The sequence below is a fragment of the Pseudomonas sp. zfem001 genome, assembly GCF_032621725.1.
In the GTDB taxonomy this organism is placed as follows: Bacteria; Pseudomonadota; Gammaproteobacteria; order Pseudomonadales; family Pseudomonadaceae; genus Aquipseudomonas; species Aquipseudomonas sediminis.
This window is the reverse complement of sequence record NZ_JAVYJI010000004.1, coordinates 410,956-427,583: the sequence shown is the minus strand read 5'-3', so window position 1 is coordinate 427,583 and position 16,628 is coordinate 410,956. Positions and strand designations below refer to the sequence as shown.

Sequence of the window (16,628 nt, the reverse complement as noted above, 5' to 3'; positions counted from 1 at the left end):
GCAAGCTCCTCTCATCCGCTCGACTTGCATGTGTTAGGCCTGCCGCCAGCGTTCAATCTGAGCCATGATCAAACTCTTCAGTTCAATACTGCTTGGGTTTTGAGAAAACCCTAAACTTGGCTCAGCAATCGCAAATCTCTCTATTACTAAAGAGTTAACTCTCGAATTAACGAGTGTTGCTTTGTGATGCTGATAATCAGTTGACTATCAGTCTTACCTCACAAGCACCCACACGAATTGCTTGATTCAGTTGTTAAAGAACAGTTGGTTAAGCCTTTCGTCTCAACCGAGGCGCGCATTCTACAGCAGCCCCTCTACCTGTCAAGCTGTTTTTCGAATTTGTTTCCGGAGAAACTTCTTTCTACTCAACCACTTGTGCCTTCGATCCGAACTTCTTCTCTCCAGCGGGAGGCGCATTCTACAGCGTTCAAAACCACTGTCAACACCTCTTTTCTACCGCTTTCGATCCGTTCGACCGAACCACCAACAGGACTCAACCACCACCCTGTCGACCGGCGCGCATTCTACACGCCAGATCCAGTTTTGCAAGCCCTTCATTCAACTTAACTTATTGATTAACAAGAAGTTTTTGAAGCGCTTCATCGCTGAAGTGGCGCGCATTCTACATGAGCACGACGAGCTGTAAACCCCTGACATGCAAATAATTGCGTAAATCGGAGCAACTACTCTCCCGCCTATATATAGAGGCTCAGAGAACCCCTGCCTCGCGTAACTCGGCAATCTGCGCTTCACTCATGCCGAGCAACCTCTGCAGCAGGCTATCGGTGTGCTGGCCCAGCAGTGGCGGAGCCGAACGATAGGCCACCGGTGTAGCGGATAGGCGCAGCGGACTGGCGACCTGCGGAGTAGAACTCCCCAACGCATTGGGCAGATCGAGACGCAACCCTCGCGCCTGAACCTGAGGGTCGGCGAACACCTGCTGCAGATCATTGATCGGCCCACAGGGTACGCCGGCCTTTTCCAGCAGCTCGATCCACTGCGCCGTGGTCTTGAATACCGTGGCCTGGCGCAGTAGCGGGATCAATTCAGCACGGTGCGCGACACGCGCCTTGTTGGTGACGAAGCGCGGGTCATCGGCAAGGTTCGCAATACCCGCCACCTCGCAGAACTTTCGGAACTGTCCGTCGTTACCCACAGCAAGGATGAAGTTGCCATCGGCACTGGGGAAGTCCTGATAGGGCACGATATTGGGATGGGCGTTGCCCAGACGCCTCGGTGATACACCTGTCGTCAGGTAGTTCATGGCTTGGTTGGCTAGACAGGCGACCTGCACATCAAGCAATGCCACATCTATATGCTGACCTATACCCGATTGCTCACGCTGATTCAGCGCAGCCAGCACACCTACGGTGGCATACAGCCCGGTGAGGATATCGGTCAGCGCCACGCCGACCTTCATCGGTCCGGCACCCTCTTCAGCTTCCGGCCGCCCAGTCAGACTCATCAGACCACCAAGCCCCTGGATCATGAAGTCATAACCAGCGCGTTTGGCATAGGGCCCGGTCTGACCGAAGCCAGTAATGGAGCAGTAGATCAGCCGAGGGTTTATCGCCTTCAGCGACTCGTAATCCAGGCCATAGGCCGCCAGGCCGCCGACCTTGAAGTTCTCCAGCAGCACATCGCACTGTGCGACCAGCTCACGCACCACGCGTTGACCTTCAGACTGGGTGAAATCGAGAGTCAGTGACTGCTTGTTGCGGTTGGCGCTCTGAAAGTAAGCCGCCTCACGCGAATCGTTACCCTCGGCATCTTTTATATAGGGAGGCCCCCAATGCCGGGTGTCATCGCCCAAGCCTGGTCGCTCGACCTTGATCACCTCGGCCCCCAGGTCACCCAGGATCTGCCCGCACCAAGGGCCGGCCAGTACGCGGGACAGATCGAGCACGCGGATATGGGAAAGGGCGCCAGACATGGAGATTCTCCGCAGGGTGCGCCACGCGCACCATGGATCGTAAGAAAGGCGTGCGCCCTTAGAAGAAGGCCTGTATGCCGGTCTGAGCGCGACCGAGGATCAGTGCATGCACATCGTGCGTGCCTTCATAGGTATTAACCACTTCGAGGTTGACCAGGTGGCGTGCGATGCCGAACTCGTCGCTGATGCCATTGCCGCCCAGCATGTCGCGCGCCATGCGGGCGATATCCAGCGCCTTGCCGCAACTGTTGCGCTTCATGATCGAGGTGATCTCCACAGCGGCGGTGCCTTCGTCCTTCATCCGCCCTAAACGCAGACAGCCTTGCAGGGCCAGGGTGATCTCGGTCTGCATATCGGCCAGCTTCTTCTGAATCAACTGGTTGGCCGCCAGAGGGCGACCGAACTGATTGCGATCGAGCACGTACTGGCGCGCGGTGTGCCAGCAGAATTCGGCAGCGCCCAGCGCCCCCCAACTGATGCCATAGCGCGCAGAGTTCAGACAGGTGAACGGGCCGCGCAAGCCACGCACATCCGGGAAGGCGTTCTCTTCAGGGCAGAACACGTTGTCCATGACGATCTCGCCAGTGATCGACGCGCGCAGGCCGACCTTGCCATGAATCGCCGGAGCAGAGAGGCCTTCCCAGCCTTTTTCCAACACAAAGCCACGAATCTCACCGGCATCATCCTTGGCCCAGACCACGAAGACATCGGCAATCGGGCTGTTGGTGATCCACATTTTGCTGCCAGTCAGGCGGTAGCCGCCTTCGACCTTCTTGGCGCGGGTCACCATGGAGCCCGGATCGGAACCGTGGTTCGGCTCGGTCAGGCCGAAGCAACCGATGTATTCACCACTGGCCAGCTTGGGCAGGTACTTCTGCTTGGTCGCCTCATTGCCGAACTCGTTGATCGGCACCATGACCAACGAGGACTGTACGCTCATCATCGAACGGTAACCGGAGTCGACTCGCTCCACTTCACGCGCGATCAGGCCGTAGCACACATAGTTGAGACCACTGCCGCCGTAGGCTTCAGGAATGGTGGCGCCTAGCAGGCCGGTCTCGCCCATCTCGCGGAATATCTTCGGATCGGTCTTCTCGTGACGGAAGGCTTCCAGCACGCGCGGCGCCAACTTGTCGTCGGCGAACTGCTGCGCACTGTCGCGCACCATGCGCTCTTCTTCGGTCAATTGCTGATCCAGTAGCAGCGGGTCGATCCAGTTGAAGCTTGCCTTGGCCATTACGAAAAACCTCGAAGCAGGGTGTGAGCGGTCGATCCAGCCGACCCGGAATGCTATTGATCCTAGGCCGGCTTCAGGCAATGGACAAACGCAGATTTCGCACAGACCTGTGCTTTTTACTCACTTCGGGATAGCTTAATCAGCCATAAATACCGATCTTGAGTGAGGCTTTTGCATAAATGCGTCGCAAGATACCCAGCACCGCAGCCCTGGTCGCCTTCGAATCGGCCGCGCGCCATCAAAGCTTCACCAAGGCGGCCGATGAGCTCAACCTCACGCAGAGTGCAATTTGCCGGCAGATCGGCGGACTGGAGAGCTTTCTCAATGTGGAACTGTTCCGTCGCTCGCGACGCGGCGTAGTCCTGACCGAGGCAGGCGTTGCCTACAGTCGCAAGGTGGCGGCACAACTCGATGCCGTGGAGCGCGACACCCTGGCGCTGATGGGCACCCAGGGCACCACCAGCATCGAGCTGGCGGTGGTGCCGACCTTTGGCACCCAGTGGCTGCTCCCGCGCCTGCGTGCCTTTCAGCAGTTGCACCCGGAAGTGACAGTACACCTGACCAACCGCACCCGGCCCTTCCTGTTCGCCGACACCCACTTCGATGCAGCCATCTATTACGGTGATGCCGAGTGGTCAGGCACCGAAGCGTACTTTCTCATGCATGAGCACTTGCTGCCGGTTTGTAGCCCGGCATTGCTGGGCGATACCCCGGCGACAGTCGAGCGCATCGCCGCGCTACCCCTGCTGCAGCAGACCACCCGCCCCTATGCGTGGCGCCAGTGGTTCGCCGCCCAAGGTATGAGCGTGGCTCGCGACATGACCGGCCCAAGACTGGAACTGTTTTCCATGCTGGCGCAGGCCGCTCAGCATGACATGGGTATTGCACTGATCCCACCCTTCCTGATCCAGCGCGAACTGGAAGAAGGCAGCCTGGTGATTGCCTTCGACCGCGCCGTACCAAACAACGACCGCGCCTATTACCTGATGGTGCCGGAGCGCAAGGCCGAGTCCGCAGCACTGAAAGCCTTTCGAGACTGGCTTCTGGCCCAGGCCGACGCCTATCGAGGCGTGTAACCATCGCCAGAACAAGATCACTTTAAGCTCGAAGATAATAGATACGCCCAAGAATAGAACCCGTAGCAAGAAAACAGTCACACTACAGGTACTTTTCAGGAAAAGTGCATAGAGGCCACTACTTTCGGGCTATAGCACTATTCTGAACGGGTCGTTCGTTACTCTACACACCCCTCCCAATTCGACCGACGGTCGTCCTCCGCGTGACTACCTATACTGCTCTGCAAGCTGCGCAAAACGTGCTTCCAGCCTTAACCCGCGCGGGCTGCGGGCAGTATAAAAATCCCTCATACACCCATTACTTGTAGTAATGCATTTTTTTTACTCCATAACTTCTTGTAAGGGTTTGCGTTCGATTGCACAATCGCCGCGCTCGCCACCTCCGGCGGGTTATGTGCTGATCCCCAATCGCCGGCGCGCCAGCGCAGTGCCCCGGTTCACAAAAAAGATCACGCAGGAGATTAGAAGTGCACATCGGTGTTCCTCTCGAAACCCATGCCGGGGAGACGCGGGTTGCCGCGACCCCAGAGACCATCAAGAAGCTGGTCGGCCAAGGTCATCAGGTGACTGTCGAGGCCGGCGCAGGCATCAGCGCCAGCATTCCAGACAGCGCTTACGAGGCTGCTGGCGCGACCATTGGCAACGACTCTGCCGCGTTTGGCGCAGACCTCGTGCTCAAGGTGGTCGCACCGACCGACGCCGAGCTCGCTCATATGAGAGCCGGTGCAGTGTTGGTTGGCATGCTCAACCCGTTCTGCAACGAGACCATCGCACGCATGAACGCTCGCGGCGTCACCGCCTTCGCCCTGGAGGCCGCACCGCGCACCTCTCGTGCGCAAAGCCTGGACGTACTGAGTTCGCAGGCCAATATCGCCGGCTACAAGTCCGTACTGCTGGCAGCCCATCACTATCCACGCTTCATGCCGATGCTGATGACTGCTGCCGGTACCGTTAAGGCCGCGCGTATTTTGATTCTCGGTGCCGGTGTTGCCGGTCTGCAGGCCATCGCCACGGCCAAGCGCCTGGGCGCGGTGATCGAGGCCTCCGACGTGCGCCCGGCAGTCAAAGAGCAGATCGAATCGCTCGGCGCCAAGTTCGTCGACGTCCCCTTCGAGACCGATGAAGAGCGCGAGTGCGCCCAAGGCGTGGGCGGCTATGCCCGGCCGATGCCGCAGTCCTGGATGGAGCGTCAGGCCAAGGCCGTGCACGAACGCGCCAAGCAGGCCGATATCGTCATTACCACTGCACTGATTCCGGGCCGCAAAGCGCCGACTTTGCTGCACGAAGCCACCGTGCAGGAAATGAAGCCCGGCTCCGTGGTCATCGACCTGGCCGCCGCCCAAGGCGGCAACTGCCCGCTGACCGAAGCCGACAAGGTGGTGGTCAAGCATGGCGTGACCTTCGTCGGCCACACCAACCTGGCTGCACTGGTGCCAGCAGACGCTTCCGCCCTGTACGCACGCAACCTGCTGGACTTCCTCAAGCTCGTGATCGACAAGGAAGGCCAGTTCCAGCTCAACCTCGAAGACGACATCGTCGCGGCCTGCCTGATGTGCAATGCCGGCGAAGTCGTGCGCAAGAACGGCTAAGGAGTAGGGACATGGATCTGATTTCCGACGGCATCTACAACCTGATCATCTTCGTGCTGGCCATCTATGTCGGCTACCACGTGGTGTGGAACGTCACCCCGGCCCTGCACACCCCACTGATGGCCGTGACCAACGCCATTTCCGCCATCGTGATCGTCGGCGCCATGCTGGCCGCCGCACTCACCGTCACCCCACTGGGCAAGACCATGGGCACCCTGGCCGTGGCCCTGGCCGCAGTCAACGTGTTCGGCGGCTTCCTGGTCACCCGACGCATGCTGGAAATGTTCAAGAAGAAAGCGCCCAAGGCGCCTGTGGAGAAACACTGACCATGAGCATGAACCTGATCACTGTTCTCTACCTCGTCGCCTCGGTGTGCTTCATCCAGGCGCTCAAGGGCCTGTCGCACCCGACCACGTCGCGGCGCGGCAACCTGTTCGGCATGATCGGCATGGCCATCGCCGTGCTGACCACCGTCGGCCTGATCTACAAACTCGGCAGCGAGCTGGCCGTTCAGGGCCTAGGCTTCGTCATCGTAGGCCTGCTGGTCGGCGGCAGTGTCGGCACCATCATGGCCAAGCGCGTCGAGATGACCAAGATGCCGGAACTGGTCGCCTTCATGCACAGCATGATCGGCCTGGCGGCTGTGTTCATCGCCATTGCCGCTGTAGTCGAGCCGCAGTCGCTGGGCATCGTCGCCGCGCTGGGTGATGCGATTCCATCCGGTAACCGCCTAGAGCTGTTCCTCGGCGCCGCCATCGGTGCCATCACCTTCTCCGGTTCGGTGATCGCCTTCGGCAAGCTGTCCGGCAAGTACAAGTTCCGCCTGTTCCAGGGCGCGCCTGTCGTGTTCAAGGGGCAACACCTGGTCAACCTGGTGATCGGCCTGGCGATTCTCGGCCTGGGCCTGTACTACACCTTCACCGGTGACATCACGGCCTTCGCCGTGCTGGTAGCCCTGGCTTTCGTCATCGGCGTACTGATCATCATCCCTATCGGTGGCGCCGATATGCCAGTGGTGGTGTCGATGCTCAACAGCTACTCGGGTTGGGCGGCTGCCGGTATAGGCTTCTCGCTGAACAATTCGATGCTGATCGTCGCAGGGTCCCTGGTCGGTTCTTCGGGTGCCATCCTCTCGTACATCATGTGCAAGGCGATGAACCGTTCGTTCTTCAACGTCATCCTCGGTGGCTTCGGCGCCGATGCAGATGCCGGTGCAGCCAGCGGCAGCCAGGAGCAACGCAGCGTGAAGTCGGGCTCTTCCGACGACGCCGCCTTCCTGCTGACCAACGCCGACACAGTGGTCATCGTGCCCGGTTATGGTCTGGCCGTGGCCCGCGCCCAGCACGCACTGATGGAGCTGGCCGAGAAACTGACCCACCGTGGCGTGACTGTTAAGTACGCGATCCACCCGGTCGCCGGCCGTATGCCGGGCCACATGAACGTGCTGCTGGCCGAGGCCGAGGTGCCTTACGAGCAGGTGTTCGAGATGGAGGACATCAACTCCGAGTTCGGTCAGACCGACGTGGTGCTGGTGCTCGGCGCCAACGACGTAGTCAACCCGGCAGCGAAGAACGATCCGAAGTCGCCGATCGCCGGTATGCCGATCCTCGAGGCCTACAAAGCCAAGACCGTAATCGTCAACAAGCGCTCGATGGCCAGCGGCTATGCCGGTCTGGACAACGAACTGTTCTACATGGACAAGACCATGATGGTCTTCGGCGATGCCAAGAAGGTCATCGAAGACATGGTCAAAGCCGTGGAATAAGCCCTGACCAGTCAGACAGGAAACCCGGCCATGCGCCGGGTTTCCTGTTTATGAAGCCAGCAAAAAAGCTGATTTTCAGGTCAATCATCGCAACAGATCAATTCCAAACTGTACTGCTTTAAATACCAAGATAAACGGGTTGCACCCAGTGAATAATCTCGCCTAAAACGGTTGCACCCAGTCTTTTCACTTATGGCAAGTACAGTTATATCGATTCCTGACCGAACAGTTACAAAGCAACCTATCTAATAGCACAACAATTTCATTCAGCTGTGACTACTGAGCCATCACTGCGCTCGGGATAATTTGCCCATCGAAAGCAAACACCAGCGCCGCCACAAGCGGAAGGATGACCACCATGGAACGTACCCTCAGTTCCGCCCTGCTCCAAACCCACAGTGTTGCCAGCGACAAATCGGCCTGGCTGCTCCGCACTATCGCCACCCTCAGCACGTGGCAGCGCCGCATCGTCAGCCGTCGTCAACTGGCTCGACTGGATGCCCGCCTGCTCGCTGACGCCGGCATCAGTGAAAATCAGCGTTACGTCGAACTGCAGAAGCCGTTCTGGCGTTAACACCCTCTCTTTGCTCCATCCCAAGTTGGGATCTTCTGAGAGCTCCACCGTCTCTGCTGCGGTGGGGCTTTCGTTTTATCTGCAACAGTCATCGCCATGGCGAGCAGTACAGTTGCCATAAACCTTCCACTGCCCCCGCACAATTCCCTCCGTTTGTATCTGCTCGTTCGCGAGCGCTTGCGACACCATGAGCTGCCACCCTTGTCTCTCGACAGGAACACGCCATGGACCGCACTCACAAACCACTCTCACACCCTGAACACAGCAAGCCCCTGCACTGGCTCGGCTTCTACTCGACGCTCCGTCAATGGCAGCGCAACCGCCGTACCCGTCGACAGCTGGCGCTGCTCACCGAGCAACAACTGGCTGACGCCGGCATCAGCACAGCTGAGCGTGAACAGGAACTGACCAAGCCGTTCTGGCGCTGAGCCAGTAATGGAGCCAGGAATGCCGTTGGGCTAAGCTGCGGATGCGGGCAGAACAGCGTCCCGCACTACCGGAGTAAGCCCATATGCACCTGAACAAATTCCTGATTGCAGCGCTTCTGTCATTAGGGCTGGCAGGTACCGCCTACGCCAGCAGCCTGGTCGCGACCACTGATACCCTGGGAGCAGCCCTGGCCGGCACCGTCGAGGGCACATCGGACGCGACCAGCTCGCTGCGCGACATGAAACAGCTGCGCGCGGCCCGTGATGACGCCGCCAGTTTCGTCGCCAGTGATGGGGCGATCCGCAGCGCGCGGCTCGAGGCGGCCCTGGCGTATATCCGCCGTCACGACAGCGAGCTGGCGACAGCGGATGACCTGGCCCTGGCTCAGGCCATCCTCAGCCTGTGAAAACTTTGCACACGTCTATCGATCAGCTCGCTGCTGACCGGTGCTGCCTGGCCCCGTAAACTTCGTCTACCTGCCTGGTCGCGGGGAACCGCGCCGGCCTGTCCGCGTCAAATCGTCCGTTCTGCAGTTCTCGGAGCTACTTATCATGCGTCGTTCATTCGTCATCGCCGTCGCCGCCTGTGCCCTATTAAGCGGCATCGCCCAGGCGCAATCCGTGGTCGCCACCAGCAACATCGTGGTGCGCGCCCTGGATCGCAGCATCAACTTCACGTCCGACACCACCACCTCGCTGCGCGACATGAAAGCCGTGGTGCAGGCCCGTGACGATGCGGCCAGCTTCGTCGCCAGTGCCGGTGAGATTCGCGGCGCACAACTGGAAGCCGCGCTACAGACCATCCGCCAGCAGCTGCCACAAGCGCAGACCGCCAGCGACCTGCAACTGGCCGAAGCTATTCTCGCTCTGTGATCCGCATCGCCGCCTGGTGCTGCGTCGCGCTGCTGGCGATTGCCGCAGGCGGCGCCCAGGCGCAGTTGCGTCTGGATCTGGACGGCAGCGATCTTGATCCTGCCGAACGCCAGGCGAGCCAGACCCTGCTTGACGAGGCCGTGGCGGCATTGCCCCCGCGCTTCGTCCAGCATCTGGACCGTGAAGTGAGGGTCCGCTGGCGCACAGCAATGCCCGCAGAGGTCTACGGCCAGGTCGGGCGCTTCAGCGGTATTGAACTCAACGCCGAACTCCTGCCGAAGCTGGTCGATGGCTCAGCAGCAGAGAATCGTACCGGTCGCCCGCACGGCACCGAGCGCCAGGAATTACTGGCCACTCTGCTGCACGAGCTGACCCACCTGTACGACCGCGCCCGCCTCTGGCCTGCGAGCGATCACCGCCACATCAGCCAATGCCGACAGCGCGCCAACTCGGTAGGCCTGGTAGGGCTGCCAGAGGATTGCCGTGGCCAGACCGAGCGCCGCTTCACCCTCAGCGATGACCCGCGCCTGCTCGATCTGGCCGGCTGGCAGCAACGTGTCGGCCAACGTGGCGCGCGCGATCTGAACAACGGCCAGGTCGCACGCAGCCCGGACAGCTACGAGCTGACCAACCCGCTGGAATTCGTCGCGGTCAACCTCGAATACTTTCTGCTCGACCCCAGCTATGCCTGCCGCCGCCCCTCGCTGGCGCGCTACTTCCGCGAGCACTTCGACTGGGCGCCCTCCAGCGAGGCCTGCGCCACCGACTATCCCTACCTCAATGCCGGGCGCGACTTCGCCTTGCAGCCACTGGGACGACTCGATCCTGAGCGCGTGTATGAAGTCGACTACCTGCTCGCCGAGGCCAACGATGCCTGGATGAGCCGCTGGGGTCACAGCATGCTGCGTCTGGTGGTCTGCGCACCGGGCCGGCCGCGTGGCCCGGACTGCCGCCTGGATCTCGAGCACCATCTGGTGCTTTCCTACCGCGCCTTCGTCGGCGACCTGCAACTGTCGAGCTGGGACGGCCTGACCGGCGTCTATCCATCACGCCTGTTCGTTCTGCCGCTGGAGCAGGTGATCGACGAATACACCAAGGTCGAGCTACGCAGCCTGGCCTCGGTGCCGCTGCGCCTGTCGCGCGACGAGGTCGAGCAACTGGTGGCACGCGCTGCCGAACAGCATTGGAGCTATGACGGCGACTACTACTTCGTCTCCAACAACTGCGCGGTGGAAACCCTCAAGTTGCTGCGCAGCGGCACCGACAATCCACGCCTGCATGCACTCGACAGCATCCTGCCCAACGGCCTGCTGGAATTGATGGATGCCCGCGGCTTGGCTGATACCACCGTGCTCGACGATCCGCGCGAGGCGCTACGCCTGGGCTATCGCTTCGACTCCTTCCGCGAGCGTTACCAGGCCATGTTCAAGGTGCTGCGAGAACGCTTGCCGATCACTCAGGACAGCGTCGAAACCTGGCTGGAACAACCAGCCGAAACGCGGCGCAACTGGTTCGCCCAGGCCGACCTGCGCGCCAGCGCCGCCCTGCTGCTGCTGGAGCAGGCCGCGCTGCGCCGGCAGCTGCTGCTGGCTCAGGACGAACTCAAGCGCCGCTACCTCACAGGCCGTGCAGCTGGAGACCCGAGCCTGAACAAGGCCGGTGCCGCGCTGGAGCAAATTCTCGCCAACAGTGGCTTCCTCAGCCGCCCGGCCGAACTGCTCGAAGGTGGCTACGGCTTGCCACAACAGCAGGAATGGGAGCGTCTCGAGGCCAGCAGCCGTGACCGCCAGCAGCAGTTGCGCCAGCTCAGCGACGAGCTCGACGGGGAAGTACGCAACCTGCTGCAACCCGAGCGCCTGGCCGAACTGGAAGCCAACGAGGCCAACCTGGTCGCCCTCGGCGAGCATCTGCGGGCCTTGCACAAGGCCAGTGGCGGGCTCGAACTGCCCTAGATTCGCGAGCGAGACTTCGGCTCAAGGCACTAGGGAATGATCTCCTGATCTTCTTCCGGCAATTGCGGATCGACCCTCAACCACGGTAGCCGGCTGCCCACCCAGATATGCCGATCCGCCGGAGCCTGTTCCGGCTCGTCCAACGTGGCGACGGTCACGTCCAGCGTGTGCGGGCTGAGCGAAGTGAACAGCGCCAGATGTGCGCCGCAGTCCGCACAGAAATAACGCGTACAACTGGCCGACGACTTGAAAGCCTTCGGCGTGCCGCTTAACCAGCGAAACGTCTCATGGGGCACGGTGACCCAGGTGGTGAGAATCCCGCCCGTGCTCCGCCGGCAGACCGAGCAGTGGCAATGAGCGATGTCCTCCAGTGGCGCACTGATCTGATAACGCAGCGCACCGCACTGGCAGCCACCCTGATGTTCAGCCTTCATCCTGCCTCCGCCTTGCATTGCCCCGCGCCGCTGACCAAGATAGGCGCTCACCACCACCGGGGGTTCCCGTGATAGACCTGTTGCTGGCCTTGTGGCCGCTGTTCGCCATGATAGTCGCCGGCTACTGGCTGCGCCTGCGCGAGTTCCCCAGCGAGGCCTTCTGGCCGGGCGCCGAGCGCCTCAATTACTTCATCCTGTTCCCTGCCCTGCTGTTCTCCAGCCTGGCCCGTGCGCCGTTGAACAACCCCGCCTTGCCGCGCCTGGCGCTGGCGGTGCTGCTCGGCCTGGGCATCGCCTGGCTGGCACTGCTGCTGGTGCGCCGCTTGCGCGGCTGGCCCGCTGGGCGTTTTGGCGCCTTCACTCAGGGCATCCTGCGGTTCAACACCTATTTGGGCCTGGCCGCAGTCGGCAGCCTTTTCGGCCAGGAAGGCCTGACCCTCGCCGCACTGATGCTGGCCTTGATGGTACCGACGGTGAACGTGTTGTCGGTCTGGTCGCTGACGGCCGAACGCGGCATCAGCGCACGCAGCCTGCTGCTGCCGATCATCAAGAACCCACTGATCCTCGCCTGCGTCGGCGGAGCGCTGTTCAACCTCACGGGTATCGGCCTGCCGGGTGGCAGCGACCGCCTGCTCAACCTGCTGGCTGCTGCCAGCCTGCCGCTGGGCCTGCTCTGTGTGGGTGCCGCACTCAAGCCAGAGCAACTGGGCGGAGAAATCCCGGCGCTGACCTGGAACAGCGCGCTACGCCTGCTGGCCATGCCGCTGCTGGCCTGGTGCGTGGCCTGGGCGCTGGCACTGCCGGCGATGGAGAGCGCAGTGCTGGTGCTGTTCTTTGCTCTGCCCACCGCCCCCACGGCCTATGTGCTGACTCGCCAACTTGGCGGTGACAGCCAGTTGATGGCCGGCATAATCACCCTGCAGACGTTGCTGGCAGCGGGCAGTCTGGTGGCGATCATGATGATGCTGGCGTGAGCCGCTACTGCGCGTAACTCTCGATCAGCCGCTGATACTCTCCGCGTGCCTTGAGCGTTTCGAGCCCGCGATTGAAGCGCTCGATCAACTCGGCAGCGCGCGGATGCTGTCGCGAAACGATGAAGTGCAGCGTACTGCTCTGAAACGGCACTCGTGAGCGATGAAACTGCTGCATATCGGCACCGGCAGCGCGCAAGGCGCTGTCCCCCAGATTGCGGTCGGCGATGAACAGGTCGTCACGCTTGAGCAACAACAACCGCGCACATTCCTGCAGCCCCAACGGAGAGTGCCGACGCAACACGCCCTGATCGAGCAGTTGCTGAATCGCCGCTGGCGGTTGCCAGCCCAGCGGATAACAGACCTGTCGGCCAGTTATGGCGGACAGATCGGCGACTTCGATCTGATCACCGGCCCGACTGAAGATGTACTGCTCGGCCACATAAATGGGCGCCGAATAGAGAAACTCCGCCTCACGCTCGGTAGAGCGTACATAGGGAAAGGTGGCATCGTAGTCACCGCGCTTGGCCTTCAGATAACCGCGGTTCCAGGGCAGCCAGTCGAGCGTGATCGCCGTGCCCTGCTCGGCCAATGCCGCACGCACCACCTGGGTAAGCATGCCTTGGCCGGGCAATGCCTTACCGGTGAACGGTGCATAGTCATCACCGGTAGCCAGGTGCAGCACCTCCGCTCGCACCGATGCGCACAACAGCAGGCCCAACAGAGCCGCCCCCCAGAATCCCACCATCAATCTCCAATTACTGGCGTGCATGCGCCTTACTAACCCTGATCATTGACTCTCGCTGTCGCAGGCCAGGCTGTCCAGTGCAACCCGGTTATAGGGCGACAATTCATCAGGTTCTCTTGATACGGAACAAGAGGCATTGCAAGACCACGACTATCCTTGCCGCATCACCAGCTAACAGCGACACGCCGATGACCGACACCAGCAGCACCGATCAAGCCGACGTTTTCCCCTACCTGCAGCTGATGCATCAGCATGCTGGCTCGGACCTGTTCTTCAGCGTCGGCGCACCGCCACACATGAAGGTCGAAGGGCATAGCCAGCCCGTCGGCCAGCGCATCATGAAGGCCGGCGAGGTGCAACAACTGGCCTATCAACTGATGACGCAGAAGCAGATCGCCGAGTTCGAACGCGACCTGGAGATGAACCTGGCCGTCAGCCTGCAGGGCGCCGGGCGTTATCGGGTCAACGTCTACTACCAGCGCGGCGAAGTGGCCATGGTGGTACGCCTGATCAAGAGCGAAATACCAGGCTTCGAAGCACTCGGTCTACCCAAGCTGCTGGAGAAACTGGCCCTGCAGGACCGCGGGCTGATCCTGGTCACCGGCGCAGCCGGCTCGGGCAAGTCCACCACCCTGGCGGCGATGCTGGATTTTCGCAATCGCCACAAGAGCGGGCATATCGTCTGCATCGAAGATCCTATCGAGTTCCTCCACAGCCATCAGCGCTCGATCATCGACCAGCGTGAAGTCGGCCTCGATACCCACAGCTTCGATGACGCCCTGCGCAATGTGCTGCGTGAGGCACCGGACGTGATCATGCTCGGCGAGATCCGCGACGCCGCCACCATGCAGCACGCCCTGCACTATGCCGAAACAGGCCATCTCTGCGTCGCCACCCTGCATGCCACCAGCAGCAGCCACGCCATCGAACGCATCGCCCGCTTCTTCCCCGACGACGCCCGCAAGCAGGTGCTGGCCGACGTGGCGCACAACCTGCTCGCGGTAATCGGGCAACGCCTGGTGCCGGGCGTCGAGCAGAAGCGCGTGGCGGCGATTGAGCTGATGCTGGGCACGCCCTATATCCGCGACCTGGTCCAGCGCGACGAGTTGGATGAACTGCGCGAGGCCATCGCACGAGCCGCCGAGCAGGGTTTGCAGACCTTCGATCAGCATCTGTTCGCCCTGCTCGAAGCCGGACGCATCAGCCTGGCCGAAGCGCTCAAGTTCGCCGACTCGCGTACCGACCTCAGCCTCAAGTTCAAACTCGAGCGCGGTTTCTCCGCCGACGACGCCGAACTCAAGGTGCTGCGCGACGGTTGACTGGCTTTCTGAATGATTTCGGCCGATGCTCATCTATACAGGCCGAAACCATAACCTCTAATCGGCCGTCTTCCAGGGGGCCGATTTATGCTGACCCTGCTGCATTTGCTGTCAGCCATTGCCCTGTTGGTCTGGGGCACACACATCGTACGTACCGGCATCCTGCGCGTGTTTGGTTCACAACTGCGCAAGGTGCTCAGTCACAACATCGGTCGTCGGCCGCTGGCGTTCGTCGCCGGCATCGGCGTCACGGCGCTGGTGCAGAGCAGCAACGCCACCGCGCTGCTGGTCACCTCCTTCGTCGCTCAGGGCCTGATGGCACTGGCGCCGGGGCTGGCGATCATGCTTGGTGCCGACGTCGGCACCGCGCTGATGGCACGCGTGCTGACCCTCGATCTGAGCTGGCTCAGCCCGCTGCTGATCTTCCTCGGGGTGATCTTCTTTCTCTCTCGCCGGCAGACCCGAGCAGGACAACTCGGCCGTGTGGCCATAGGCCTCGGGCTGATGCTGCTGGCGTTGGAGTTGATCGTTGCCGCCGCCACGCCGATCACCGAGGCACGTGGCATTCGCGTGCTGTTCGCCTCGTTAACCGGCGACCTGCTGCTCGATGCTCTGGTCGGCGCGATGTTCGCCCTGCTCACCTATTCCAGCCTGGCAGCGGTGTTGCTCACCGCGACCCTGGCTGGCGCCGGGCTGATCAGCCTGCCGGTGGCCATTGGGCTGGTGATTGGCGCCAATATCGGCAGCGGCCTGCTGGCCTTTCTTACCAGCAGTCTGCAGAACCCGGCCGGGCGCCGCGTGGCACTGGGCAGCCTGATCTACAAGCTGATCGGGCTGTTGCTGGTACTGCCCGTGCTGCAACCACTGGCCGATTGGCTGGACAGCCTGAACTGGCGCCCGGCGGAGCTGGTGATCTTTTTCCACCTGCTCTACAACAGCCTGCGAGCGGTGCTGATGTTGCCCAGCGTCGGGCTGATGGCGCGCTTCTGCAACTGGCTGCTGCCGGACCGAGCCGACGATAGCGGCATCGCCCGACCACGCCACCTCGACCCAACGGCGTTGGCCACACCGAGCCTGGCGCTGGCCAATGCCATGCGTGAAACCCTGCGCGTGGGCGACAAGATCGAAGCCATGCTCAACCGTCTGCTACCAGTGCTGGAGCAGAACCAACCGGCGCTGAACAAGGAGCTGCGCAGCCTCAATGACGATGTCGCCAGCCTGTGCCGGGCGGTCAAGCTCTACCTGGCGCAGATCCCGCGAGAGGCGCTGAGCGAACATGACAGCCGGCGCTGGGCGGAGATTCTCGAGCTTGCGGTGAACCTGGAGCAAGCCGGCGACCTAATCGAACGCATGCTCGGCAAGATCCAGAGCGAGAAGACCGCGCAACGCCGGGCCTTCTCCGAGAAGGGGCTGGAGGAACTGAGTAGTCTGCATGGGCAGCTGACAGCCAACCTGCGCCTGGGCCTGAACGTGTTCCTCAGCGCCGACCACGCCAGCGCCAGCCAGCTGCTGCGCGAGAAGCGCCGCTTCCGCGCACAGGAGCGACGCCTGGCCCACGCCCATATCGGCCGTCTGCAGCGTCAAGTGGTGCAGAGCATCGAAACCAGCTCCCTGCACCTGGAGCTGATCGCCGACATGAAGCGGCTCAACTCGCTGTTCTGCGCCAGCGCCTACGTGGTGCTAGAGGGCGGCGAAACCGGCGCCCTCAAGCTCGAAGGCGGCGAATGAC

Annotated in this window: 16 protein-coding genes and 1 rRNA gene; 12 read left to right on the top strand and 5 right to left on the bottom strand. The window is 61.6% G+C overall.

Annotated features, from left to right (window positions below):
* From RTH74_RS16300 to RTH74_RS16290, 3 genes are all read right to left on the bottom strand, one after another.
* Positions 1-84 (bottom strand): 16S ribosomal RNA (locus RTH74_RS16300); the annotation flags it as partial.
* A gap of 625 nt (positions 85-709) precedes the next feature.
* Positions 710-1,933 carry a CaiB/BaiF CoA-transferase family protein gene (locus RTH74_RS16295; RefSeq protein WP_316915355.1) on the bottom strand — a complete coding sequence of 408 codons (1,224 nt, stop codon included), beginning with the start codon at positions 1,931-1,933 and terminating at the stop codon, positions 710-712.
* Positions 1,934-1,991: 58 nt separating this feature from the next.
* A complete protein-coding gene (locus tag RTH74_RS16290; protein ID WP_316915354.1) occupies positions 1,992-3,170 on the bottom strand; it encodes an acyl-CoA dehydrogenase in 1,179 nt (392 codons plus the stop codon).
* 179 nt (positions 3,171-3,349) lie between these two features.
* Between RTH74_RS16290 and RTH74_RS16285 the strand changes: the two genes are divergently transcribed.
* The 9 genes from RTH74_RS16285 (at position 3,350) to RTH74_RS16245 (ending at position 11,427) form a co-directional block, all read left to right on the top strand.
* A complete protein-coding gene (locus tag RTH74_RS16285; protein WP_316915353.1) occupies positions 3,350-4,246 on the top strand; it encodes a LysR family transcriptional regulator in 897 nt (298 codons plus the stop codon).
* A 467-nt stretch (positions 4,247-4,713) separates the two neighbouring features.
* Positions 4,714-5,835 (top strand): Re/Si-specific NAD(P)(+) transhydrogenase subunit alpha, encoded by a 1,122-nt coding sequence (locus RTH74_RS16280; protein WP_316915352.1) that lies wholly within the window; start codon positions 4,714-4,716, stop codon positions 5,833-5,835.
* Between the two features lie 11 nt (positions 5,836-5,846).
* Positions 5,847-6,161: an NAD(P) transhydrogenase subunit alpha gene (locus RTH74_RS16275; protein ID WP_058171402.1), complete on the top strand. Its 315-nt coding sequence runs from the start codon at positions 5,847-5,849 to the stop codon at positions 6,159-6,161.
* Between the two features lie 2 nt (positions 6,162-6,163).
* Positions 6,164-7,600 (top strand): NAD(P)(+) transhydrogenase (Re/Si-specific) subunit beta, encoded by a 1,437-nt coding sequence (locus tag RTH74_RS16270; RefSeq protein ID WP_099526752.1) that lies wholly within the window; start codon positions 6,164-6,166, stop codon positions 7,598-7,600.
* Positions 7,601-7,958: 358 nt separating this feature from the next.
* Entirely contained in the window at positions 7,959-8,174 is a 216-nt protein-coding gene (locus RTH74_RS16265) for a DUF1127 domain-containing protein (RefSeq protein WP_099526753.1), read from the top strand.
* Positions 8,175-8,398: 224 nt separating this feature from the next.
* Entirely contained in the window at positions 8,399-8,602 is a 204-nt protein-coding gene (locus RTH74_RS16260; protein WP_316915351.1) for a DUF1127 domain-containing protein, read from the top strand.
* Between the two features lie 83 nt (positions 8,603-8,685).
* Positions 8,686-9,009: a DUF2388 domain-containing protein gene (locus tag RTH74_RS16255; RefSeq protein WP_099526755.1), complete on the top strand. Its 324-nt coding sequence runs from the start codon at positions 8,686-8,688 to the stop codon at positions 9,007-9,009.
* A gap of 145 nt (positions 9,010-9,154) precedes the next feature.
* A complete protein-coding gene (locus tag RTH74_RS16250) occupies positions 9,155-9,475 on the top strand; it encodes a DUF2388 domain-containing protein (RefSeq protein WP_099526756.1) in 321 nt (106 codons plus the stop codon).
* Entirely contained in the window at positions 9,472-11,427 is a 1,956-nt protein-coding gene (locus tag RTH74_RS16245) for a DUF4105 domain-containing protein (RefSeq protein ID WP_316915350.1), read from the top strand. Before RTH74_RS16250 ends, RTH74_RS16245 begins: the two co-directional genes overlap by 4 nt.
* Positions 11,428-11,456: 29 nt before the next feature.
* Here the strand turns inward: RTH74_RS16245 and RTH74_RS16240 are convergent, their stop codons facing one another.
* Positions 11,457-11,861 carry a GFA family protein gene (locus RTH74_RS16240; protein ID WP_316915349.1) on the bottom strand — a complete coding sequence of 135 codons (405 nt, stop codon included), beginning with the start codon at positions 11,859-11,861 and terminating at the stop codon, positions 11,457-11,459.
* 107 nt (positions 11,862-11,968) lie between these two features.
* Here RTH74_RS16240 and RTH74_RS16235 point away from each other — a divergent pair, with 107 nt between their 5' ends.
* Positions 11,969-12,835 (top strand): AEC family transporter, encoded by an 867-nt coding sequence (locus RTH74_RS16235; protein WP_244597281.1) that lies wholly within the window; start codon positions 11,969-11,971, stop codon positions 12,833-12,835.
* 4 nt (positions 12,836-12,839) lie between these two features.
* Here the strand turns inward: RTH74_RS16235 and RTH74_RS16230 are convergent, their stop codons facing one another.
* Entirely contained in the window at positions 12,840-13,580 is a 741-nt protein-coding gene (locus RTH74_RS16230) for a transporter substrate-binding domain-containing protein (RefSeq protein ID WP_316915348.1), read from the bottom strand.
* A gap of 188 nt (positions 13,581-13,768) precedes the next feature.
* Here RTH74_RS16230 and RTH74_RS16225 point away from each other — a divergent pair, with 188 nt between their 5' ends.
* Both RTH74_RS16225 and RTH74_RS16220 read left to right on the top strand, forming a co-directional pair.
* On the top strand, positions 13,769-14,899 hold the full coding sequence (locus tag RTH74_RS16225) for a PilT/PilU family type 4a pilus ATPase (protein ID WP_296234692.1): 1,131 nt from the start codon (positions 13,769-13,771) through the stop codon (positions 14,897-14,899).
* 87 nt (positions 14,900-14,986) lie between these two features.
* Positions 14,987-16,627, top strand: a complete 1,641-nt coding sequence (locus RTH74_RS16220) for a Na/Pi cotransporter family protein (RefSeq protein WP_316915347.1) — start codon at positions 14,987-14,989, stop codon at positions 16,625-16,627.
* The last annotated feature ends 1 nt before the right edge of the window (position 16,628 follow it).

Excerpts from the sequence above, each read along its gene's own strand:
- RTH74_RS16295 (WP_316915355.1), bottom strand. The coding sequence starts at position 1,933 with ATGTCTGGCGCCCTTTCCCATATCCGCGTGCTCGATCTGTCCCGCGTA.
- RTH74_RS16290 (WP_316915354.1), bottom strand. The coding sequence starts at position 3,170 with ATGGCCAAGGCAAGCTTCAACTGGATCGACCCGCTGCTACTGGATCAG.
- RTH74_RS16285 (WP_316915353.1), top strand. The coding sequence starts at position 3,350 with ATGCGTCGCAAGATACCCAGCACCGCAGCCCTGGTCGCCTTCGAATCG.
- RTH74_RS16275 (WP_058171402.1), top strand. The coding sequence starts at position 5,847 with ATGGATCTGATTTCCGACGGCATCTACAACCTGATCATCTTCGTGCTG.
- RTH74_RS16270 (WP_099526752.1), top strand. The coding sequence starts at position 6,164 with ATGAGCATGAACCTGATCACTGTTCTCTACCTCGTCGCCTCGGTGTGC.
- RTH74_RS16265 (WP_099526753.1), top strand. The coding sequence starts at position 7,959 with ATGGAACGTACCCTCAGTTCCGCCCTGCTCCAAACCCACAGTGTTGCC.
- RTH74_RS16260 (WP_316915351.1), top strand. The coding sequence starts at position 8,399 with ATGGACCGCACTCACAAACCACTCTCACACCCTGAACACAGCAAGCCC.
- RTH74_RS16255 (WP_099526755.1), top strand. The coding sequence starts at position 8,686 with ATGCACCTGAACAAATTCCTGATTGCAGCGCTTCTGTCATTAGGGCTG.
- RTH74_RS16250 (WP_099526756.1), top strand. The coding sequence starts at position 9,155 with ATGCGTCGTTCATTCGTCATCGCCGTCGCCGCCTGTGCCCTATTAAGC.
- RTH74_RS16240 (WP_316915349.1), bottom strand. The coding sequence starts at position 11,861 with ATGAAGGCTGAACATCAGGGTGGCTGCCAGTGCGGTGCGCTGCGTTAT.
- RTH74_RS16235 (WP_244597281.1), top strand. The coding sequence starts at position 11,969 with ATGATAGTCGCCGGCTACTGGCTGCGCCTGCGCGAGTTCCCCAGCGAG.
- RTH74_RS16230 (WP_316915348.1), bottom strand. The coding sequence starts at position 13,580 with ATGGTGGGATTCTGGGGGGCGGCTCTGTTGGGCCTGCTGTTGTGCGCA.
- RTH74_RS16225 (WP_296234692.1), top strand. The coding sequence starts at position 13,769 with ATGACCGACACCAGCAGCACCGATCAAGCCGACGTTTTCCCCTACCTG.
- RTH74_RS16220 (WP_316915347.1), top strand. The coding sequence starts at position 14,987 with ATGCTGACCCTGCTGCATTTGCTGTCAGCCATTGCCCTGTTGGTCTGG.